The organism is Methylomonas sp. HYX-M1 (assembly GCF_040741385.1).
Lineage (GTDB): Bacteria > Pseudomonadota > Gammaproteobacteria > Methylococcales > Methylomonadaceae > Methylomonas > Methylomonas rhizoryzae.
Genome location: NZ_CP160405.1, coordinates 373,764 through 394,803, shown reverse-complemented (window position 1 = coordinate 394,803; position 21,040 = coordinate 373,764). Strand labels below are relative to the sequence as shown.

The following is a 21,040-nucleotide window of genomic DNA, read 5'->3' as shown; positions in this document are numbered from 1 at the left end:
TGCAAAGTTTATAGGTGTTGTAAATGTTCGATACAGGCATCGTAGGGATGCTGTTTTAAATAACAGAGCCAATTCGATAACCGATTAAAACTGTCGCCGGATTTCAAATCGCGAAATAACCGTTTGAATCGCGAATCGTGTTTGCTGGTGGCGGTTTTGGTTTGTTTTTGCAACGCGCTTCGTTCTCCGGGTAAATCGTAGGCGCTCAAATCGATATTGGCCGATTTTGCCTCATCCAATATCCATTGTTCGATTGGCGGATGCAAAATCAAATAATGGTGTTTGTGCGGATGCTTATACAGCTTTAAACCGGATCTTTCTGCGATCAGTTGAAGCTCATTTAAATAGGGTGTCTGTTGTTTGTCGTCATCCAGTACGCCAACGGCGAAATTATCTTTAAGGTGCTTACAGTTTTGCATTTTGCTAGTGACCGTGCTGCAACCCTTTTGATGGTTATAGCCAGAAACAGGCTTTACCAATATTTCCGCTAACATAGTATCGAGGTAACACTCCGGCAAAATATGATTATCCATGCCGGGTAAAGCGTTCGTAATTGAAAAATACGTCTATGCCGTAATCGTAGACTTCGGTTAACTCGGCATCGGTCAAGCGGTTAATTACCGTTTGTCCATTTTCATAATCGATAATAAAAACAGCCAATTCCTCGCGGCTTTGTTCCAAAAACGCATTCAGTACATAAGGGCTATGTGTGGCGATAAAAAACTGATTGGTTTCTGCGGCAATGACTTCCTGAGTAATGTGGGCGATATACGGCGGGAAGCAATGGGCTTCGGGTTCTTCGAACAGCAAAATTGAATCGGTGTTCGAAGCGATTGCCGCTTTGAAAAACACGATGCGCTGCAGAGTGTCGGCCATTGCATTAAATGGCAGCGATACAAGGGAGTTATCGTCTAGCTCTTTAACAATTCGCAGTGTGTAGCTGGTTTTGTCGAGCAGTAGTTTTAAACGATAATCGTGAAACAATTTAGATAGCTCTTGTTTTAATGGGGCTTTTTGCACCACTTGAAATAAATTACTTCCGCTTGGAGGTGTTAGCTCTGATAATGGGTTTTTGTCAAAACAAAAAAACTCAGGAAATTTGTAATATTTAAATTTTGACTTGCCATTTGGCACTTTAGGGTGCAGCAAGCTTAGGTCGTGGTTTACTATTATTTCCTCTGTAGTAGAGTGTGGTATGTCTGGAAAAAAATCTTCAGCCTCTAATGGTATATAACTTTGATCTATTTCTATTATTCTTATGTTGATTTGCTCTTTTTGGCTTTTGTCATTAAACTTGACTGATATAGAATCATTACTATCAGTGCTAATATCAATGGTATTTTCAGTATTGCCATCAAAAAACATTTCCGTTAAATTTTCCAGTTTGACAAACTGAGTAATTTTGTCGCTTTGACTGTATCGAATATAAGGCAACGAAAATAACCCAATCGCCTCCAAAATATTCGACTTGCCGACGTTCGGCTTCCCAATCAGCACATTAATTCGCTTGCAGTCCTGCAACGTCGCGTCTTTCAGCGATTTGAAGTTGCGAATTTGTACCGAATTGAAAAACGCGCTCACGTTATTTCCGTTTAACTAAGGCACATCGGAAAACCCAAACTCTCCCGCCGGGCATAGTAGGCTTCGGCAACCGACTTGGCCAGATTGCGCACCCGCAAGATGTAACGTTGGCGTTCGGTGACCGAGATGGCGTGGCGCGCATCGAGCAGGTTAAACGAGTGGGACGCTTTCAAGACCATTTCATAGGCCGGCAACGGCAGATTTTGTTCCAGCAGTTTTTGGCATTCCGCTTCGAAGGTATCGAAGCATTGGAACAGGAATTCGACGTTGGCGTGTTCGAAGTTGAAGGCCGACATCTCCACCTCGTTTTGGTGGAACACGTCGCCGTAAGTCACCACACCCTGCGGGCCGCGGGTCCAGACCAGGTCGAACACCGATTCCACGCCTTGCAGATACATGGCGATGCGTTCCAGGCCATAGGTAATCTCGCCGGTCACCGGCTTGCATTCCAAACCGCCGACTTGCTGGAAATAGGTAAACTGCGTGACTTCCATGCCGTTCAACCAGACCTCCCAGCCCAAGCCCCAGGCGCCCAGGGTTGGCGATTCCCAGTTGTCCTCGACGAAACGGATGTCGTGCTCCAGCAAATCCAAGCCCAGATGGCGTAGCGACCCCAGATACAGCTCCTGGATGTTGTCCGGCGACGGCTTCATCACCACCTGATACTGGTAATAATGCTGCAAACGGTTGGGGTTTTCGCCGTAACGGCCGTCGGTCGGGCGACGCGACGGTTGCACGTAAGCCGAGTTCCAAGGCTCCGGTCCTATGGCACGTAGGAAAGTGGCCGGATGAAAAGTACCCGCTCCCACTTCCTGATCCAAGGGTTGTAACAAAACGCAGCCTTGCTCGGACCAATATTGTTGCAGAGTCAGAATCAAGCCTTGAAAAGTTGAGACATCGTTGTTAGTCGACACGTTACGTCCACATAAATTGATGAAAAGTGGCGCGATTATAACGGAAAAACCCGGCTCAGACAGGGCTGAGCCGGGTTCCCGCAGGGGCCGTAATCCCGTAACGCGGTTATGATTCCCGGCATCTTAAAACCGGACGGCTTTAGCCCAAACCGTGCGAGTCAGTCGCATGCTCCGCGCCGATTCCGGGTGACGTCGATAAGCAGCTTTCTGCAACGGTTAGCTGCCGAAAATCACTCAAGCATGCTATGGTTTAGCGAAAATTTTTCCGGATGCCTACATGAGCCAACCGCTGTCAGTCGCGCAAACCGACAAACCCATCCACTTGCTGCCCGGCATGGCCAACCGCCACGGCTTGATTGCCGGCGCGACCGGTACCGGCAAAACCATTACCCTGCAAACCATGGCGGAAGGATTTTCCGACTTGGGTGTGCCGGTTTTCATGGCCGACGTCAAGGGCGACCTGTCCGGCCTCGGCAAAACCGGCGGCGGCAACGCCAAAATCGCCGCCCGGGTGGAGGCGCTGGCGCTTTCAGACTTCGACTACCGAAACGTGCCGGTGCTGTTTTGGGACGTGTTCGGAAAAGACGGGCATCCGCTTCGCGCCACGATTTCCGACATGGGGCCTTTATTGTTGGGACGCATGCTCAACCTGAACGACACCCAAGCCGGTGTGCTCAACGCGGTGTTCAAAATCGCCGACGACCAAGGCTGGTTGCTGTTGGATTTGAAAGACCTGCGCGCCATACTGCAATACGCAGCCGAACACGCAACACAGTTGCGCGACGAATACGGCAGTATCTCCGCCGCCAGCGTCGGCGCGATCCAGCGCGGCTTGCTGCAGCTGGAACAACAAGGCGGCGACAAATTGTTCGGTGAACCGGCCCTGGATTTCAACGACCTGCTGCAAACCGTCGATGGCCGCGGCGTGGTCAACGTTCTGGCCGCCGAAACCTTGTACAACTCGCCCCAAATTTACGCCACCGTACTGTTGTGGCTATTATCGGAATTATTCGAAAATTTGCCGGAAGCCGGCGATCCGGATAAACCAAAGCTGGTGTTCTTTTTCGATGAAGCCCATCTGTTGTTCAACGACGCACCGACCGCGCTGCTACAGAAGATTGAACACGTGGTGCGCTTGATCCGCTCCAAAGGCGTAGGGGTTTATTTCGTCAGCCAAAATCCCCTGGATATTCCGGATAACGTGCTCGGCCAACTCGGCAACCGGGTACAGCACGCATTGCGTGCCTTCACGCCGCGCGATCAAAAAGCCGTCAAAGCCGCTGCGCAAACCTTTCGCAGCAATCCCGATTTAGCCGTCGAAACGGCACTGACCGAACTTGGGGTTGGCGAAGCTCTGGTGTCGTTTCTGGACGAAAACGGCATCCCCTGCCCGGTCGAACGCGCGATGATCAGGCCGCCGCATTCGCAAGTCGGCCCACTGACGGCCGGCGAGCGCCGTCAGCTTATCGCCGATTCGCCGATATTCGGGCATTACGAACAAGCACTGGACCGGGAATCGGCGTACGAAATCCTGAAACAGCGCGCGGAACCCGATCGGACTAATTCATCCCGCGAACAACGGCAGCCGGCCGAGAGCGACGGCGATTTCGGTTTGACCGATCTACTGCTCGGCGGCAATACCACCGGCAAACGTAGCCGCCGCCGCGAAGGCGTATTGGAAGCCGCCGCCAAAAGCGCCGCCCGCAGCATAGGCCAGGAAGTCGGCAAACAAATCATCCGTGGCGTGTTGGGCTCCTTGCTGGGCGGAGGCAAGCGCCGATGACGTCCGCGCAAACCTTTGCATACTCCGCTTCCGCCGGCGGTTTGTTCGAACGGCCGGCTTGTTTCAACCCTCGCACTGTAGTCCGAAAAATTGTGAGACATTTATGCAGCTAATCACTACCACCCTAAAATCGATTTCAGCACTGATTCTGGCCTCGGGCTTGCTTTGCGGCAACGCTTCGGCTCAATCCGCACCCCACGACGAAGCGCATCACCCCGCTAAAAAAATGGATTGGCCCGGCATATACAACGGTTTCTTACCCTGCGCCGATTGCATGGGCTTGAAAACCTCGTTAGCGCTGAACAAAAACGGCAGCTATATTCTGATCACCCAGTACGTCGGCAGGTCGCCGCGCGATTTCGTCGAGAAAGGCAAATACAGCGTGGACGAAGCCAGCCAGACGATTTCTCTGACCCCGCGCAAAGCCGGCGACACCCACCAATACCGAATCGGGGACGGCCAATTGATGCAGTTGGACGACCACGGCAAAGCCTACACCGGCGAGCTAGCCAGCCGCTATGTTCTGCGCCGGACCGACGTAACGGAAAACCCGCCGGAGCACGCCCATTAAACCGGCCGGCACCGGCGTTGATAAAGCGACGCCGGTGCGCTTTGCGCCGGGAAAATATGCTATGTTGGCGGCTCATTCCATCGAATAACCAGCACCCGCAACATGAGCATCAAATCTGACAAATGGATACGCCGCATGGCCGAGCGGCACGGCATGATAGAACCGTTTCAAGCCGGCCAAATTCGCGAATCCTCGCAAGGCCGCATCATCTCCTACGGCACATCCAGTTACGGCTACGACGTCCGTTGCTCCAACGAATTCAAAATTTTCACCAATATCAACTCGACCATCGTCGATCCGAAAGACTTCGACCAAGGCAGTTTCGTCGACGTCCATTCCGACGTTTGCATTATCCCGCCGAATTCGTTTGCGTTGGCGCGCACGGTGGAGTATTTTCGAATTCCGCGCGACGTGTTGGTCATCTGCCTGGGCAAATCCACTTACGCCCGCTGCGGGATTATCGTCAACGTCACCCCCCTGGAGCCTGAATGGGAAGGCCACGTCACCTTGGAGTTCTCCAATACCACGCCGCTGCCGGCGAAAATATACGCCAACGAAGGCGTCGCGCAGATGCTGTTTATCGGCAGCGACGAAGTGTGCGAAACCTCTTACAAGGACAGAGGCGGCAAGTACCAAGGACAGCTGGGAGTGACTTTACCCAAGGCCTAGCGCCGGAGTCCCATGTATAAACCATTTTTCAGTCAAATGACCGCATCCATGCCTAGCCCGGTAAACGCCGCGCCGGTCGACACGCTTTCCGGCTTGGACGAATACTACCGGCAAGTTCAAGGCATCATTCTGAACAGGCAAGACTGGATCACCGGCCTGCTGCCCGCCAGCACCGCCATCACCACGCACGGCAACTACACCGACGCCTGGGTCAGGGACAACGTATACAGCATTTTGGCGGCTTGGGGCTTGGCGCTGGCCTATCGCAAAGCCGAAGCCCGCGCGGATCGACGTTACGAACTCGAACAAAGCGTGGTCAAACTGATGCGCGGTTTGTTGACCTCCATGATGAAGCAGGCCGACAAAGTGGAGAAATTCAAGCACAGCCAAGACCCTTTGGATGCGCTGCACGCTAAATACGACACGCATAGCGGCAACGTGGTGGTCGGCGACCGGGAATGGGGACATTTGCAACTGGACGCCACTTCGCTGTTTCTGCTGATGCTGGCGCAAATGACCGAGTCCGGACTGCGCATCGTATTCAGCCTGGACGAAGTCAACTTCGTACAAAATCTGGTGCATTACGTCAGTCGCACCTACCGCACCCCGGATTACGGCATCTGGGAACGCGGCAACAAGATGAATCACGGCATCGCCGAATTGAACGCCAGCTCGATCGGCATGGCCAAAGCGGCCTTGGAAGCCATGGCCAACTTCAACCTGTTCGGCAAAGACGGCGGCCAAAGCGCCATCGTCCATGTGGTCAGCGACGACATCGCCCGCACCCGCATCACGCTGGAAGCCTTGCTGCCGCGCGAGTCCATTTCCAAAGAAGTCGACGCCGCAGTCCTGAGTGTCACCGGCTTTCCGGCCTTCGCGGTAGACGATCCGGAGCTGCGGCAACGCACTCAGGCCGCCATCGTCGAAAAACTGCAAGGCCGTTACGGCTGCAAACGCTTTTTACTGGACGGTCATCAAACCGTACTGGAAGACCATAAGCGCCTGCATTACGAACCGAACGAGTTGAAGCAATTCGCCGACATCGAATGCGAGTGGCCGCTGTTCTTTTGTTACTTGTTGCTGAACGGCTTGTTTAACGGCGATACGCACAGCGCCGCCGACTACCGACGCAAATTGGAAGCCTTGCGGGTCGAGGATCGCGGTCAATGGTTGCTACCGGAATTGTATTGGGTGCCGGCCGATGCGGTCGAAGCCGAAAAAACCGATCCGCACAGCCAAACCCGGCAACCGAACGAAAACGTGCCCCTGGTATGGGCGCAAAGCCTGTTCATCTTGGGCTGTTTGGTTCAAGACGGGTTTCTCGACCTTGCCGACATCGATCCTTTGGGCCGGCATCGGCAACGTCACAGCCGCCACCCGGCCCGGGTGCAAATCGCCCTGTTGGCCGAAGACGCCGAGGTGCAAAACGAATTGGCGGCGTTAGGCATCGCCAGCCAAACCCGGGCCGAGATAGCCCCTATCCAAGTCCGCGAAGCCAGCGAATTGGCTGCCGCCTATACCCAAGTCGGCCGCAACGACCGGATGAGGCTGAGCGGGCGTCCGTTGCGCCAGCTACGCACCTTGTCCACCTCCAAGCTGTACGAGCTCGCCGGCGAGCGCTTGCTATTCCTGCCGCAGTTCGTCAGCCAAAAAGGTTTTTATCTGGCGATGGACAACCAACTGCTGATTCAGCGCTTGCGCCTGGAACTGGCCTACGTCGCCAGGCATTGGGACAAACCCGGCTTGCCGCTGATGGTGATAGACGTCAAACACAACATGTTGGCCGGCGACAGCCGCCAAGTCTTGCTCGATTTCATCCAGCAGCTGCAAAGCGGCGATCTGCAGGGCACCCCCATTCAACTAGAGTCGCTAAGCGCCGCGGCTCCTCAGGTCTATCAAGAGAAAATCGGCTATTTACACGATTTCAAATTTTCCGCCGCCGTCTGGCGGGAACCGGAACGGCCATTTGCCAACGTGCTTCCGGCGAACCCGGAGTTGCTCGAAGCCGTCTCGTGTTTGCAGCTGACCCAATGGGAATTGGCGGACGACGCGCTGTTACTGGACGAATTGCGGCGCAACGGCAATTTGTGCGCGCAACTGGAAGTGCTGAACCTACTGGTGCAACGGCACGGTTTGGAATTTGCTTGCGGCCTTGGTAACGATTTCGGTCAGGCGGCTACGGTTTGCGATTTGTTGGAAGAAGTCTATAGCCGGGCCGCCGACCGACACGTTTGGAAGGTGATCCGCCGTTGCGCCAGTTTATTGGGCAAATACGACATCAATCTGGAACAAAGCGCCACCGACATTCTGGTCCGCCAACACGGCCTGACCGTCGGCCGCGCCTACAGCGGCAAAGCCACCTTGCGCCGACCCGCCGATTCCTGGCAAATCCTGGAAATCATCCGCACCTTCAACCCCGGCGAAGGTAGCCAACAAATACTGATTCAGGAGTTGATTCTTTACCTGGGCATGTTGATCAAGTTGAATCACGCCCTGTTCGCCGACATGCACACCATTCGCGTCGGCCACATATTGCAATTGATCATCGCCCGGCAAAAAAGGCTGGCCAAATGCGAATCGCTGGACGAGGCGTTCGAAGCCATCATGGCGCTACCTCCGCACGCGGTGCTGCAATTGTTGCGCGCCACCTTGGAAGATTATGCCAACAGCGAAACCCAATTGGGCCGGATGGAAACCCTGCAAACCGACGGCAGCCGCTGCGACCTCAGTTCGGCCCGCTTCCCGGAAAGCATCAATCCCAAACATGTCGGCGACGCGGAAGACTGGTATGCCTGGCGCGAACAACAAGGCAATTTCGGCCGCGAAAACGAGGAATTCTTCGGCGGCGTCTGGCTGCTGCTGCATCGCTGCAAAGGCCTGATGCTCGGCGAAAAATATAACAGCAACCGACGTATAGACAGCGAAACCCTGCTCGCGCAAATGACGCCGGGCGAACAAAGCTTCAAACTGCACATCAACCACGTGCTGAACAAAATCCAGGCTCCGGTTTACCGGCAGCTGACCGTCGAGGCGCTCAGAGCGTTGGCCTTCATCATGAAAAACAATCCGGACCTGCGCATAGACGACGTATTGGTCACCGACATCCTGATCGGCCACGCCGTCCGAATCGCCTGGCTGCAAGCCCACCCGGATTACCAAAACAAATACGAAGACAACGTATCCTTGGCCTGGCAAGCCTTTTATCAATTGCCGCCCCATGCGGTCGCCAACGCCATACTCGACGCACTGGTGCATTTGCTCAATCAACATCATTCTTAACGAGGACACGCATGATATTGGCCGGAGACGTAGGCGGAACCAAAACCATTTTGGCCTTAGTCGATCGGGACGGCGCCGGTCGCTTGAGCATCCAACAGGAACAAACCTTCGCCAGCGGCGAATATCCGAGCCTGGAGGCCATCATGGATTTGTTCCTGCCGCCCGAGGTAACAGTGGATGCGGCCTGCATAGGCTTTGCCGGTGCCGTGGTCGACCAACGCTGCTTCGCCACCAATTTGACTTGGAGCCTGGACGGTGCCTCGTTGAAACAACGCCTGCAAACCGACAAAGTCAGGCTACTCAACGACCTGGAAGCCATGGCGCTCGGCATGCTGCACCTGCCGGCCGCCGATTTCGTCGAATTAAATCCCAACGCGGAATCGCATACCGGCAATATGGCCGTCATCGCCGCAGGCACCGGCTTAGGTGAAGCCATGCTTTATTGGGACGGCGAACGCCACCATCCGGTCGCCACCGAAGGGGGGCATTGCTCGTTCGCCCCGCAAACGCCGCTGCAGGAGCAACTGCTGCAATTTCTACGGCAACGGTTTCCGACTCACGTCAGCTACGAACGGATTCTGTCCGGCGCCGGGTTCAGCCATTTATACGATTTCGTAGTCGATAGCGGCATCGCACCGGCCTGCCCGGCCGTCCCCCCGGCCAGAATCAAAGGCATGGACCGCAACGCCGTCATCTCCAGATTGGGCATAACCGGCGAAGACCCGGCTTGCACCGCCGCGTTGAATTTATTCGTGGAGGTTTACGGTGCCGAAGCCGGCAATCTGGCCTTGAAATCGCTGGCCACCGGCGGGATATTCATCGGCGGCGGGATAGGGCCGAAAATACGCGGCGCGCTCGAAAACGGCAATTTGTTGCAAAACTTCGTCGCCAAAGGCCGGTTCGAAACTCTGCTCAGCACCATGTCCGTGAAGCTGGCGTTGAACCCGAAAACTCCGTTGATCGGCGCAATGCATTACTTTGCATAAGGTTAATCTTAACGTCCGTAGCGGGCGCCGCTGTGCATGGTACGCCCATCCGGCTCGCCCCCGCTTTAACATGCCTGCCATGGTGATGCTTTATAAAACAGCCTGGGGGCAAACCATTCCGCAGCCGATTAGCCGATACCGGCAAACCCAACAAGCTCATTAATGGCGCCATGATGCGTAAGTTGATTCACGTCGCTTTTGGCGTCTTAAAATCCGCCAAACCGTTCGATTCATGCATGCATTTCCTGCCATCTTATAGTCCTGAGTTGAACCGAATTGAATTGCTGTGGCGCCAAATGAAATATGAATGGTTGCCCTTCAAAAGGTTTACTCCCGACGAGCTTGAAAACGCCATTGATGAGATTGGACGAGGATTGGCTCAAAATACACGTTAACTTTTTGCTAGGCGCTTATCAACCAATTGAACCCTAATAAAAATCAAAAGCCGATGTAAAACATTACATCAAAACACATCCATTTTAGAGGTAAATTATGAAATTTAAACACTATCTGGTAGCTTGGTTTTGTTTCGTAATCTCAAGCTTTGCCAACGCAGGAACGATTAATGGTCAAGACGGATCCTATTACTTTCATTTTGAGGATGTAGCTTATACCGGCATCCCGTCCCCTTATGTCAGATAGCGTTCTATCTGTAAGATTTTATTGGTCTGACGGATCAGCAAATGATCTTGTTCAAATTGGCACTAGTTTTTTTGAAGACTCGTTACTTGACGTTCCTTTCCTTTCTGACCCGATTACCGACCTATCCGAAGGACCGGCAGTACTGCCGCCTCAATTAGCGGCGACTACTGGGGAGACTTACAAGGTGTTGTGAAACTTTTAGTTCTCGGCGATGGCTGGATCGATTTATCCAGCATCAGATAGATATTTATAAAGACGGCTATCTTTATTCTCAAACGTTTTTTACAGCGCCTGTACCATTGCCAGCTGCTCTGTGGTTTTTCTTACCGGCCTAGTAGGCCTTGGTTTCTATTCTCAATACCGAGCTCCGTATCAAGCTGGGTAAGCTAATCCGTGGAACGCATTGCGGAGTCGTTTGGAATTGGCGGATCGCCTGTCGGCATCCGTACTACACAGGTTGATTCAGCCGTCGTCTCGGTGCTAAGGCAAGTCTTTTTGCCGGGTTAGCCGTCGCAGCAACTACCACTACCACCGGCGTCATCGTTCCGCCGAATATCACCGACGGTACCAAACCTAACCAGCGTGCAGTGACGCCGGAAATAGAGGGGTCTTGGCAGAGGCAGGGCAATGGGTAGGCGATTCAGTGCAGCGGTTACAACCATGAGCATCGGCATCGCGCCATTGGCTTTGTCACCCCGGCCCAATGCCATGCGGGAGTGGACGAAACGCTGTTAGCTCAACGCAAAGCGCTTTATGAAAACGCTCGCCGGCAAAATCCGAGACGCCGGAGTCAACAGACCCGCAACCGGAACAGGATCCATACCGTGCACGTAAATCCGGACCACACCGAAACCCACGCCCATTAACTCAGGAGAGTGCTAACCCGTATAAAATTGCCGCATAAGTTTTTTTACACTGAGGCGACAACTAGCTTGAAATTTTCCGCCGGAATGCCAAGGCTTTTTGGCCGGGACCGAAAATTTGTGTAGAATCGCGGCTTTAACAACGGAATGCCAATCGCGATGTCAGACGATTTGATCAGCCAATTGAAAATTATGCTCATCGAAGGCTTGCGCCTGGAAGATATGGTACCGGAAGACCTATCGGCCGATGCCGCACTGTTCGGCGACGGTTTGGGTTTGGATTCGATAGATGCCTTGGAAATTGGGGTGATGTTGGATCGTCAATACGGCATCAAAATCACCTCCGGCGACCAGCGCAACCAACAGATATTCGCGTCTTTACGTTCTCTGGCCGAATTCGTCGCCGATCAACGCACCCGTTAGCCATGTTCGGTGCATTGCGCGGCATCACGATTGCCGGCCTGTTTCTGGCTTACCCGTTTCTCAGCGCTTATTTCGCCCGGCAAGGTTATGCACCTTTGGTGTTGCTGACGTTCGCCGCGCTGACGGCATGGCGCGGCTGGCGACTCACCAAAGCATCCTGGCGTTACGGTAGCTTCGCGTTGTCCGCCATGCTGGTCATTGCAGCCCAATCGGCGGCCAGCTATTGGATTTGGCTGCTGCCGGCAGCGATTTATCTTTGCTTGGCATGCTTGTTCGGCCATACCCTGCTGGCTCCGCCGTCGCTATGCGAGCGCTTGGTTCGCTTGCAGTTTCCGGAACTCGAGCCCGGCATCGCCGAATACTTACGGCAAGTCACCCAGGCGTGGACCTGGTTCTTTGCCCTCAACGTGCCGGTGTGCGCGGTGCTACCGCTGTTGGCCGGCCAACAGGTCTGGGCCGTGTATACCGGCGTACTGGTTTATCTGTTGATGGGGCTGTTAGTCGTCGGCGAATGGCTGTACCGGCGCAAGCGTTTTCCGGATTTGTACATCCCGCCGGTGCTGGAAACCGTACGCTTTTTTGCCTTAAACGGCCACAAGGCTTTCAAAAACAGCGGTACATGAACTATTGGATTTGGCTATGTGCGTGGCTGCCGTTCGCCGCTTGGGCCGACGGCGAACCGGCAAACTGGGTGCAATTGCTGAAGCAAACGGGACCCGGCTATTACCGCTACGAGGAAACCCGCGAATTGGAACTGGCCAGCCAACCCTGGCACGCACAAGGCTTTATGCTAACCGACGCCACCGGCAATTTGGTCAAACTGCAAACCGTCCCGCAGCGGGTCATCATGGCCATTGCCGGCGAGCAATTGTATTACTGGGATCCCATCAACAAGCAGCGACATAGCGCCTCTATCGAGGCGGCCGGCGACGCCGCACAACAAATAGCCGCGTTCCGTGCCATTTTGCAAGGCCGCATCGAACAGCTGCAAGCCGACTATGAAATTGCCTTGCACCCGCTAGGCAACGGCTGGCAACTACGTTTTACCCCTAAGGCTGCTGCCGCCGAAACCAGTCTGCCCAGCATAGAAATCGCCGGTAACGGCGACACCCGGCAACGCGACATCAGCATACGTCAAGCGGACGGTGAAATCACTCGCTACCGTATCGACGCGTCCGCACCCGAAGCCGGCGGCGGCATGACCATAGACGCGTTGCTACGGGAAGCGGCCGGAGAATAGCGGTGTCTTTGCCATGGCGTAAACGGATATTTTTATGGCTATGCCCTTTGCTACTGGCACTCACCTCCTGGCAATTGCGGGTGGAATCGGATTTGAACGCGTTTTTCACCGCCACCGAAGATGCAGACTCCCGTTTGCTGGCCAATCTACTTAAATCCGGCGAGCTATCTCGACGCTATTTGCTGTTAGTGGAAGCGCCGGCCAACGCGGAACAGACCACCTTGGCCGCCTTCAGCAATCAGTTGGTGAAGCGTTTGGCCGACCTGGCAGACGTGGAACAGGTCTGGCTAGCCAAACAACCGCCGCGCGCCTGGGTCGATGCGCTGGCTTCGTATGCTCCTCATCATGCCGGCATTTTCAGCTTGAATCCGGAAGCGGACGCAGCTGCGATATTCGATCCGGCGGCCTTGCCGGCCAAAGCCGCCGGGCTGAAACAAGCCTTGTTGTCGCCGCAAGCCGCATTCGTCAAAACGGTAGCCAAACAAGACCCTTTGTTATTGTCGCTGCAAGGTTTTCAACGGATCAAACAACAATTCGTATCGGCCACGGCCGACGGCGCCCTGTTGCTCAACAGCCGAGCGGCGGCCCTGGACGCCGATGCGCAAACTCGCCTGCAAGCCGGAATTGTTACAACGTTCTCGGCGCTGAACGCCGAGAACGGAAGTTCGTTCCGACTGGCCATGGCCGGCGTACCGGTGTTCAGCAGTGCCGCACAACGGGAAATCGGCCGCGACGTCGGTTTGGTGTCGGCAGCCTCCGGCGCTGGGGTGATTGCGGTGTTTTTATTACTGTTCCGCTCCTTTGCGGCTTTGCATTGGATCTTGCTGATCCAGGCCGCGGCCTTCTTGTGCGGAGCATTGGGCATTGCCGTGCTGTTCGAACGAGTCAATAGTCTGACCCTGGCCTTGGGTGCCAGCTTGATCGGCATTTGCGTGGATTATCCCATACACGTGATGGTGCACGCGGCCAAGCACGGCGAAACGCCGCATCAGGCGGCACGCTTGCTGTGGCCTGCCCTGGCGATGGGCGGTTTGACCACTGTCATCGGTTATGCGGCGTTGGGTTCCAGCGGCTTTCCAGGTTTCGAACAAATTGCGGCCTTTGCCTTATTCAGCATCGTTGCCGCGTTGCTCCTGACCCGCTACGTCTTGCCGGCCCTGTTGGCGAATGTCGTCTTGCACCCGGTCGAGTTACCCGGCATAGCCGGCTGGTTAGGGTTCTGCCGACGCCGGCGCCGGCACTTGCTAATCGGATTCGGCTGCGCCGCCCTAGTGGCCATCGCCTGGTTGCCGCAAGTGCGCTGGATGGACGATATGCAAAATCTGGCGTTAAACATGGACGAACTAAAACAACGAGATCAAGCAGTGCGCAGCCACTTCTCTCACATAGAACCCGGCCGCTTCGTGCTGGTCCAGGCCGACGATTTGGAAACCGCATTGCAGCGCAGCGAGGCCGCCGAACGCCGCTTGCAAACGCTGCAAGGGGAAGCTCGCTTGAGCGGCTACCAAGGTTTATTTCCCTGGCTGGTATCCCAACAATTGCAACACCGCAACAGCGAGACTTATAACGCCGCCATCACGCCAAAGTTTCGCGAGACTTGGCACGCCGCGTTAAACGCACAAGGTTTGGCGGCCGACAAATTGGCGCTACGCGCGGCCGGCCATGATTTTCTGGATTCGGCTGCACTGCTGACGTCGCCGGTCCAACAAATTCTCGCCGGCCAATCGTTGCAAACCGAGCACGGTGCCGGGTTCGCCCTGTGGTTGGGCGATCACGACCCGGCCGTGGTCGCAAATGCATTGCAAGGCTTGCCGGGTGTGCGCTACTACAGTCAAAAAGATCAACTTGACTCCTTGGCCGCTCGCTACCGCGACCGCTCATTGTGGATGCTGGCACTCGGAATAGTGGCGATGGGCCTCTGCGTCGCTTGGCAACAACACAGCGTACGCATCGGCTTATTGACGCTATTACCGTGCTTGGCGGCCACTTTGTTCATTTTCGGCGCCTGGGCAGTCTTGGGCGAAGCCTTGAGCTTTTTGCACGTCATAGGCTTGCTGCTGGCCATTTCCCTGTGCGTGGATTACGGTATTTTTTTTATCGACCGGAACAGCCGCGACAGCCTGATCACTTATCATGCCATCGCCGCGTCTACTCTGACCACCCTGGCGTCATTCGCCGCCTTGGGTTTGGGTAAAACTCCGACCTTGCCTATTCTGGCGCTGTCGGTCTGCTTGGGTGTGGGCTTAGGTTTTTTGCTTTGCCCATTGCTGATTCCGCGTAGAGCCGAAATATGACGGCGCCTCAGCCCGCCCTCGCTGCGGTTGCCGTAACCGCGTTCCAATGCGCCAGTGCAGCCGGTAACGACGTCGAATCCTTAACTCAGGCATTGCTGGTCAATCGCAGCCTGTTGAAACCGTTAAGCCTGTTCGAGCTGCCGTTTGCGACCGTGGTCGGCGAAATCCGCAAGCCGTTGTCCGCACCGCGCGCCGAGCTATCCGCCTACGATTGCCGCAATGCCCGACTGGCACTGCTGGCCTTGTCGCAAATGGATTTTCGCGACGCACTATTGACCACTCGCAACCGCTACGGCGCCGACCGCATCGGCGTGCTACTCGGTACCAGCACCTCGGGAATTCTGGAAACCGAAGCCGGCTATTTTGAATGGTCACGGACAGGTGCCATGCCGGCAGGCTTCGATTTCCTGCACACCCACACCGCGCAAGCAACCGCCGAATTTTTACAACGCGAATTGGAATTGCAAGGACCTTGCTACGCCATATCCACCGCGTGCTCGTCCAGCGCCAAAGCGCTGGCCGCCGGGCAACGCCTGATCGGCGCCGACGTTTGCGACGCGGTGTTGATAGCCGGGGTAGACAGCTTGTGCCGCTTGACCTTGCGGGGCTTTAACAGTCTGCAATTGATCGATGCAAAACCCTGCCGCCCCATGGACGTCGAACGGCAGGGCATCAATATCGGCGAAGCTGCCGCTTTGTTACTTTTGGAGCGGGTTAGCGAGCACAATTTCGCTTGTCCCCGGCTACTGGCTGTAGGGGAAAGTTCGGACGCGCACCACATGAGCGCACCACATCCAGAAGGTTACGGCGCCGCCCAAGCCATGCGCATGGCCTTGCACTTGGCTGGCCGCGAACCCGCACAGGTCGATCACATCAATCTGCACGCCACCGCCAGCCAGCTGAACGACGCAGCCGAAGCCAAAGCCATCCTGCAGGTTTTCGACCATCCGCCGCCGTGTAGCGGAGTCAAAGGTTTGTTGGGGCATACCTTAGGCGCCGCTGGCGCCGTGGAAACCGTCGTCAGCCTACTGGCTTTACAACACGGCTTTATCCCAGGTACCTGCGGTTTACGTGTCGTCGACCCTAGTCTGGCTTTACCGGTGAGCGCCGAGCCGATGGTCGATCAAGCCCCGCGTCTGATCCTAAGCAACGCGTTCGGCTTCGGCGGCAACAACGCCAGCGTATTGCTGGAGGCAGCCCTATGAAAGCGATGAGCGTATTGGCATATGCCGTATGCGCGGCGGCGGACGAGTTTCGGACCGGCTTGCCGTTTGCATGCGACGCGGTGGAACGGGATGCAATGCCACCGGTCTTGCGCCGGCGCAGCAGCCAATCCATGCGATTAGCCTTCAGCGCAGCGGCAAAAGCCTGCGCGAATGCCTTGCGCCAGCCGGCTGATTTACCGGCCGTGTTCGCCAGCGTAGCCGGAGAAATCCAAACCACCGACCGGCTGTTGTCGGAATTGGCTAAAGCGGACGGCTTGGTATCGCCCAGCGATTTCCATAACTCGGTACAAAACAGCGTCGCCGGCTACTGGAGCATCGCCCACGGCAACCGCCGACCCGCAACGGCCATTGCCGGCGGACACCACACGTTGGCGATGGCTGTGCTGGAAGCATGGGCGCAACTGGCTTGCCACGGCGGAGAATTGTTGCTGGTTTACTATGACGAACACTGGCCCGTCCATTTATTTCCGCATCACGGCAGCGGCCCGCTGGCAACGGCTTTGATCCTTGCAGCGGAACAACAGGATTCGGCCATCGCCCTACTCGGCCCTCCGCACCCCGGAAGGCCGCCGGCCCCCGGAGCACGGCTCCAATCCCGAATCACCGCTATTGGCCTGCTCACCGCTACTCAATGTCTTAGCGCATTCTCCCGTGGTCGGCACGACTATTCGGCTATCGACAGTAGCGCCCTATTGGCAGACTAAAGTCGTTTTTTAATCGCTTTTCGTAAGCATTTAACGGCCCCATCTATTTAAATTCGTCGAAATTGTCGATGTTTTACCTTTATTTAACGAGGTGCAGCAATGGCATTATTCAGTGGACTGGGATCAACACCTGGGGTTCAAGCCATCGGCTTAACGGCTCCCTATTTGCCGCCGGTTCCCGGTAAGGCGCCAACGGTTGACCGGGATTACGAATATGTTCGCCTGGAAAAAGTTCGACTTGGAGCTTGCTCAATTAGTCAATATATTAATGGAACGAACTACTAGCGTCTTTTAAGGCGGTATCCGGGTAGATGCCAAGCGCCAGCGTCTTGCGCTTTCCGGCGCAGCGATAGTTGTAGCGGAAATACTTGGATCCGTTAGGATTAACCAACAGATAAAGCCCTTTTCGTCCTGAAGTTTATAGGGTTTTTCTTTGGGCTTGGCGTTACGAATGGCGGTATGTCAATAGACGACATAAGACGACGATGGACAATAAAAAACCCGCTAAGCCTTGTCGCTTGCGGGTTTCTTGGATCGTCCGAGATGTCTTCAGACTCTTAAATTGGCGGAGAAAGAGGGATTCGAACCCTCGATACGTTGCCGTATACACACTTTCCAGGCGTGCGCCTTCGACCGCTCGGCCATCTCTCCAATTCAATATATCCTGTTAATTATCCTAAAAAACCGTCGATTTTGCAATTATCAGTCTTGTCCAATGACACATGAGCCTGAAAGCGCGAAAGCCGGGATCATAATCGTGGCTTTACACGCTGAAGTTTCCCAATTTTCACAGATAAGAATTAAAGTACCGGAGTGTCCCAAAAATTCCTCAAGCCGCCATGCGGTTCAAGTTCAAAACTAACCGATAGGCTTGTACATGTCCGCAAGAATCGGCAACAAACCGGTCAATATCCGCAGTCATTATGATTTGCATGATGCGATTCGATAGGGTTGCGGCCGGAATGTTTTATCATCAAAAGCTCAATAAACGGGAGAAAACATGAACTTAACGCGTCAACTGGTTTTAACTGTTTTGCTGGTCGGCCTGACGGCTTGTTCCAGTCTTTATTACAAAGGTTTGGAGCAAGTCGGCATTCCTAAACGGGAGGTGATGGTGTATCGGGTCGAGAAGGCCAGGGATACCCAGCAAGAAACCAAGCAACAGTTCAAAACGGCATTGGAACGGTTCACCGCATTGACTCAGTTCAACGGCGGAGATTTGCAAGCGAGTTACGATAAATTGAACGGCGAATACCAAGCCAGCGAAAAGATGGCCACCGAGGTACATAAACGTATCGGCGATATCGAAGATGTGTCCGAGGCCTTGTTTAGCGAATGGGAAGCCGAGTTGCTGCAATACAGCAATGTGGCCATGCGCCGCAACAGCCAACAAAAGCTGGCGGCCACCCGAATTCAGTACAAACAATTGATAACGGCGATGAAGCAGGCGGAGGCCAAAATCCAGCCGGTGCTGACGGTATTCCGCGACCAAGTGCTGTATTTGAAACACAATTTGAACGCGCAAGCGATAGCGTCGTTGAAAGGCCAGTTAGGCAGCGTGCAATCCGACGTTTCCACATTGATCGCTGCGATGGAAAAATCCATAGACGAGGCCGACACCTTCATCCAAAACATGGAAAAGCCCTGAGAATAGCGACTTAAGCCATATTCTCAGAGCTTAGCCCCGCCCGGCGTCAATCCCGGAACGCTTCGACTTGGATGGCGATTTTTACCTGATCGGCAATCATAGGCACGTATTTGCTGACCCCGAAATCGGAGCGTTTGAGCGTGGTGGTCGCATTAGCGCCGCAGGCGTATTTCATCCGGATGGGGTTCATCGCGCACTGAAAGTGCTCCACGTCCAGGTGCACCGGTTTGCTGACGCCGTGCATCGTCAAAATCCCATCCACCCCGGTTAATTGCTCGCCGGTAAAGGTTAACCGGTCCGATTTAAATGTGACGGTCGGAAATTGCCCGGCGTCGAAGAAATCCGCGCTACGCAATCGGTCTTCCAATTCCGCCAAGCCGGTACTGATAGAAGCCGCTTCTACCCGGATGTCTACGCTGCCTTGGCCGGCGGCGGCATCCAATTCGATGCTGCCCGTCGTTTTATCAAAGCGGCCGCGTTGGGTGGAAAAGCCCATGTGGTCGATTTCGAAACTGGGAAAGGTGTGGCGGCTGTCTATGGTATAGCGATCGGCTGCGTGCGCCGGAATATTGCATAGACTAACGGCGGCGGCGATAGCAAGCGGCTTGAACATGGGATGCTCCTTGAATAGGGTCAAATGAAGTTAGTTTGTGGTTGCGCGAATGGACAGTCTCGCGCGGTTGGAGGCCGTTTAGAGTAGAGAAGTTTCGGTAATAGGCAAACAAGGTTGAAATAGTCCGAAGCCGGCAGGAGCGAGGAAAAGATCTTTTTATTCGGTTAGGGCTAAGCGTCGGACCGGCAGGGACATCAGCTAAAGCTTAGTTGAATGCTTGCCAAAACGGTCCAAATGGAACGGCCGTGGCCTTGTTATTGCATAGTGGGGAAGCCGTTTTTAGTCATTCAACGAGGAATACACGATGAAAAACCGTATACATCACATCGGGAAAACTGCTCCTTGGTACTGATTTCCGCATTGCCTATGTCTATAGCTGTGTATGCGGAAGATGCACAAAATCCGAAAAGCGCGGCTGAAGAAGTCAGACTGGATGACGAGCCTCGTGACGAAAGCGGTTCGAATGCGAACAAAGCCGGATAGGGGCGGCAAAAGAGCAGTCCGGTTATTTCGCCAGGCCTTTAAGAGTGTTTTAACCTGCGACGGTTTATGGTTTAGTGAACGGGGCGTAACCTTAGCGCTCAGGAATGTGCGGTTTTGCCGGCAGATTCCAGAGTACTTTTGCTTACGCCTCGCTTTTTTAATAGACGGACCGGACTCGGAGATCAGACATGAAAACATTTTTATTGGCGATAACGCTGGCTACCGCAGCGGTGTTGACACCGGCCGGCACTCAAGCTGCGGTAGGCGGTGCGGCGGACGATCCGCAAGCCATTGTGCAGAGCGTATCGAGCCGTATCCAGGAACACTTGCAAAGCGCGGGAGCGGGCCAAGATTTCAAGCAGCTATCGGACTACGTCGCTAGCGAAATCGATCCGTATATCGATTTCGACTTGGTATCCGGCTTGGTGCTCGGTAGCTATTGGAAAACCGCTACGCCGGCGGAGCGATCCGAATTCAGCCGCGAATTCAAAACCTTGCTGATGCGGGTGTACGCCAGAGGGTTTGCCGAAGCCAAAAATTGGTCGCTTAAGTTTTTTCCGAGCGACGCGGATCCCAGCGGTCAAAAAACCTTGATCAAAACCCAAATCTTACAGGCGGAGCGTAAACCCATAGCAGTGGATTACCGCATGCTGCAACAACGAGGCAGTTGGAAAGTGTATGACATCCTGATCGACGGGGTGAGTTTGGTTGCCACTTACCGGAGTTCGTTTCGAAGCGAAATCGAAACCAACGGCGGTTCTCTGACAGGCACACTGGACAATTTGCGCAAGCACAATCAACAGTCTTCGGCCGCAGCCGGTAATTAAACTTGAAACCCAAGCTGTTGCGCAGCCGGCAGTTCTCCGGCCCCGGCGTTAACCGGCTTTGAAACTCTGATCAACCGTTAATGTCAGTATGCAATCCGCTTGGTTTTATCTGTTACTATGAAAATCATGGTGGGAACGACACATAGCCGCGATTCGCAAGGCCTCATCGCGACTATGCGTCGCGCCTACCAAACGACCTTTCATTTGTCGGGGCGATTGCCAGACCTTCATGACCGTTAGGTGTACGTGCATTGATAACACTAATCGCCTTATCCGCCGTCTAGCCCGCCGTTA

19 protein-coding genes, 1 tRNA gene and 2 pseudogenes are annotated in these 21,040 nt (G+C 54.6%); 16 read left to right on the top strand and 6 right to left on the bottom strand.

The window, feature by feature from the left end; all coding sequences use genetic code 11:
* Window positions 1–8: 8 nt before the first annotated feature.
* The 3 genes from AB0A83_RS01750 to glyQ all read right to left on the bottom strand — a co-directional run bounded on the left by AB0A83_RS01750 (window position 9) and on the right by glyQ (window position 2,495).
* The gene (locus AB0A83_RS01750) at window positions 9–419 is read right to left on the bottom strand and encodes a hypothetical protein (RefSeq protein ID WP_367155280.1); all 411 of its coding nucleotides are present in this window, start codon (window positions 417–419) and stop codon (window positions 9–11) included.
* Window positions 420–525: 106 nt separating this feature from the next.
* Complete coding sequence (locus tag AB0A83_RS01745) at window positions 526–1,581, bottom strand: ATP/GTP-binding protein (protein WP_367155279.1); 1,056 nt, start codon at window positions 1,579–1,581, stop codon at window positions 526–528.
* 11 nt (window positions 1,582–1,592) lie between these two features.
* Window positions 1,593–2,495 (bottom strand): glycine--tRNA ligase subunit alpha, encoded by a 903-nt coding sequence (gene glyQ / locus AB0A83_RS01740; protein ID WP_367155278.1) that lies wholly within the window; start codon window positions 2,493–2,495, stop codon window positions 1,593–1,595.
* 277 nt (window positions 2,496–2,772) lie between these two features.
* On the opposite strand from glyQ, the gene AB0A83_RS01735 reads away from it, so the two are divergent.
* The 14 genes and pseudogenes from AB0A83_RS01735 to AB0A83_RS01670 all read left to right on the top strand — a co-directional run bounded on the left by AB0A83_RS01735 (window position 2,773) and on the right by AB0A83_RS01670 (window position 17,460).
* On the top strand, window positions 2,773–4,278 hold the full coding sequence (locus tag AB0A83_RS01735) for a helicase HerA-like domain-containing protein (protein ID WP_150046255.1): 1,506 nt from the start codon (window positions 2,773–2,775) through the stop codon (window positions 4,276–4,278).
* 103 nt (window positions 4,279–4,381) lie between these two features.
* On the top strand, window positions 4,382–4,849 hold the full coding sequence (locus AB0A83_RS01730; RefSeq protein WP_150046254.1) for a copper resistance protein NlpE: 468 nt from the start codon (window positions 4,382–4,384) through the stop codon (window positions 4,847–4,849).
* A gap of 102 nt (window positions 4,850–4,951) precedes the next feature.
* Complete coding sequence (dcd, locus tag AB0A83_RS01725) at window positions 4,952–5,518, top strand: dCTP deaminase (protein ID WP_150046253.1); 567 nt, start codon at window positions 4,952–4,954, stop codon at window positions 5,516–5,518.
* Window positions 5,519–5,530: 12 nt separating this feature from the next.
* Window positions 5,531–8,797, top strand: coding sequence for a glycoside hydrolase family 15 protein (locus tag AB0A83_RS01720; protein WP_367155276.1), 3,267 nt, complete (start codon window positions 5,531–5,533; stop codon window positions 8,795–8,797).
* 11 nt (window positions 8,798–8,808) lie between these two features.
* Window positions 8,809–9,783, top strand: a complete 975-nt coding sequence (glk, locus tag AB0A83_RS01715; protein ID WP_367155275.1) for a glucokinase — start codon at window positions 8,809–8,811, stop codon at window positions 9,781–9,783.
* A gap of 140 nt (window positions 9,784–9,923) precedes the next feature.
* Window positions 9,924–10,100: pseudogene (locus AB0A83_RS01710) on the top strand (transposase); the annotation flags it as partial.
* A gap of 953 nt (window positions 10,101–11,053) precedes the next feature.
* Window positions 11,054–11,291: pseudogene (locus AB0A83_RS01705) on the top strand (IS3 family transposase); the annotation flags it as partial.
* Window positions 11,292–11,447: 156 nt separating this feature from the next.
* The gene (locus AB0A83_RS01700; RefSeq protein WP_150046248.1) at window positions 11,448–11,711 is read left to right on the top strand and encodes a phosphopantetheine-binding protein; all 264 of its coding nucleotides are present in this window, start codon (window positions 11,448–11,450) and stop codon (window positions 11,709–11,711) included.
* 2 nt (window positions 11,712–11,713) lie between these two features.
* On the top strand, window positions 11,714–12,334 hold the full coding sequence (locus tag AB0A83_RS01695; protein WP_367155274.1) for a hypothetical protein: 621 nt from the start codon (window positions 11,714–11,716) through the stop codon (window positions 12,332–12,334).
* Window positions 12,331–12,951, top strand: coding sequence for an outer membrane lipoprotein carrier protein LolA (locus AB0A83_RS01690; protein WP_367155273.1), 621 nt, complete (start codon window positions 12,331–12,333; stop codon window positions 12,949–12,951). Before AB0A83_RS01695 ends, AB0A83_RS01690 begins: the two co-directional genes overlap by 4 nt.
* Window positions 12,952–12,953: 2 nt before the next feature.
* Window positions 12,954–15,245 carry an MMPL family transporter gene (locus AB0A83_RS01685; protein ID WP_367155272.1) on the top strand — a complete coding sequence of 764 codons (2,292 nt, stop codon included), beginning with the start codon at window positions 12,954–12,956 and terminating at the stop codon, window positions 15,243–15,245.
* Window positions 15,242–16,450 carry a beta-ketoacyl-ACP synthase gene (locus AB0A83_RS01680; protein ID WP_367155271.1) on the top strand — a complete coding sequence of 403 codons (1,209 nt, stop codon included), beginning with the start codon at window positions 15,242–15,244 and terminating at the stop codon, window positions 16,448–16,450. The genes AB0A83_RS01685 and AB0A83_RS01680 overlap by 4 nt, the downstream gene beginning before the upstream one ends.
* On the top strand, window positions 16,447–17,175 hold the full coding sequence (locus AB0A83_RS01675; RefSeq protein WP_367155270.1) for a beta-ketoacyl synthase chain length factor: 729 nt from the start codon (window positions 16,447–16,449) through the stop codon (window positions 17,173–17,175). The genes AB0A83_RS01680 and AB0A83_RS01675 overlap by 4 nt, the downstream gene beginning before the upstream one ends.
* 99 nt (window positions 17,176–17,274) lie before the next feature.
* A complete protein-coding gene (locus AB0A83_RS01670; RefSeq protein WP_367156191.1) occupies window positions 17,275–17,460 on the top strand; it encodes a hypothetical protein in 186 nt (61 codons plus the stop codon).
* Here AB0A83_RS01670 and AB0A83_RS01665 read toward each other — a convergent pair.
* Together AB0A83_RS01665 and AB0A83_RS01660 are read right to left on the bottom strand one after the other, a co-directional pair.
* Window positions 17,441–17,566: an Arm DNA-binding domain-containing protein gene (locus AB0A83_RS01665; protein WP_232056744.1), complete on the bottom strand. Its 126-nt coding sequence runs from the start codon at window positions 17,564–17,566 to the stop codon at window positions 17,441–17,443. The two genes, AB0A83_RS01670 and AB0A83_RS01665, sit on opposite strands and share 20 nt — an antisense overlap.
* A gap of 172 nt (window positions 17,567–17,738) precedes the next feature.
* Window positions 17,739–17,826, bottom strand: a tRNA-Ser gene (locus AB0A83_RS01660).
* Between the two features lie 349 nt (window positions 17,827–18,175).
* Between AB0A83_RS01660 and AB0A83_RS01655 the strand changes: the two genes are divergently transcribed.
* The gene (locus tag AB0A83_RS01655; protein WP_367155269.1) at window positions 18,176–18,823 is read left to right on the top strand and encodes a DUF2959 domain-containing protein; all 648 of its coding nucleotides are present in this window, start codon (window positions 18,176–18,178) and stop codon (window positions 18,821–18,823) included.
* A gap of 46 nt (window positions 18,824–18,869) precedes the next feature.
* Here the strand turns inward: AB0A83_RS01655 and AB0A83_RS01650 are convergent, their stop codons facing one another.
* A complete protein-coding gene (locus AB0A83_RS01650) occupies window positions 18,870–19,436 on the bottom strand; it encodes a YceI family protein (RefSeq protein ID WP_150046241.1) in 567 nt (188 codons plus the stop codon).
* A gap of 671 nt (window positions 19,437–20,107) precedes the next feature.
* On the opposite strand from AB0A83_RS01650, the gene AB0A83_RS01645 reads away from it, so the two are divergent.
* On the top strand, window positions 20,108–20,746 hold the full coding sequence (locus AB0A83_RS01645) for a phospholipid-binding protein MlaC (RefSeq protein ID WP_367155268.1): 639 nt from the start codon (window positions 20,108–20,110) through the stop codon (window positions 20,744–20,746).
* Window positions 20,747–21,040 lie beyond the last annotated feature (294 nt).

Excerpts from the sequence above, each read along its gene's own strand:
- AB0A83_RS01720 (WP_367155276.1), top strand. The coding sequence starts at position 5,531 with ATGTATAAACCATTTTTCAGTCAAATGACCGCATCCATGCCTAGCCCG.
- AB0A83_RS01730 (WP_150046254.1), top strand. The coding sequence starts at position 4,382 with ATGCAGCTAATCACTACCACCCTAAAATCGATTTCAGCACTGATTCTG.
- AB0A83_RS01675 (WP_367155270.1), top strand. The coding sequence starts at position 16,447 with ATGAAAGCGATGAGCGTATTGGCATATGCCGTATGCGCGGCGGCGGAC.
- AB0A83_RS01650 (WP_150046241.1), bottom strand. The coding sequence starts at position 19,436 with ATGTTCAAGCCGCTTGCTATCGCCGCCGCCGTTAGTCTATGCAATATT.
- AB0A83_RS01695 (WP_367155274.1), top strand. The coding sequence starts at position 11,714 with ATGTTCGGTGCATTGCGCGGCATCACGATTGCCGGCCTGTTTCTGGCT.
- AB0A83_RS01700 (WP_150046248.1), top strand. The coding sequence starts at position 11,448 with ATGTCAGACGATTTGATCAGCCAATTGAAAATTATGCTCATCGAAGGC.
- AB0A83_RS01655 (WP_367155269.1), top strand. The coding sequence starts at position 18,176 with ATGAACTTAACGCGTCAACTGGTTTTAACTGTTTTGCTGGTCGGCCTG.
- AB0A83_RS01680 (WP_367155271.1), top strand. The coding sequence starts at position 15,242 with ATGACGGCGCCTCAGCCCGCCCTCGCTGCGGTTGCCGTAACCGCGTTC.
- AB0A83_RS01690 (WP_367155273.1), top strand. The coding sequence starts at position 12,331 with ATGAACTATTGGATTTGGCTATGTGCGTGGCTGCCGTTCGCCGCTTGG.
- AB0A83_RS01735 (WP_150046255.1), top strand. The coding sequence starts at position 2,773 with ATGAGCCAACCGCTGTCAGTCGCGCAAACCGACAAACCCATCCACTTG.
- AB0A83_RS01750 (WP_367155280.1), bottom strand. The coding sequence starts at position 419 with ATGCAAAACTGTAAGCACCTTAAAGATAATTTCGCCGTTGGCGTACTG.
- dcd (WP_150046253.1), top strand. The coding sequence starts at position 4,952 with ATGAGCATCAAATCTGACAAATGGATACGCCGCATGGCCGAGCGGCAC.
- glk (WP_367155275.1), top strand. The coding sequence starts at position 8,809 with ATGATATTGGCCGGAGACGTAGGCGGAACCAAAACCATTTTGGCCTTA.
- AB0A83_RS01645 (WP_367155268.1), top strand. The coding sequence starts at position 20,108 with ATGAAAACATTTTTATTGGCGATAACGCTGGCTACCGCAGCGGTGTTG.
- AB0A83_RS01670 (WP_367156191.1), top strand. The coding sequence starts at position 17,275 with ATGGCATTATTCAGTGGACTGGGATCAACACCTGGGGTTCAAGCCATC.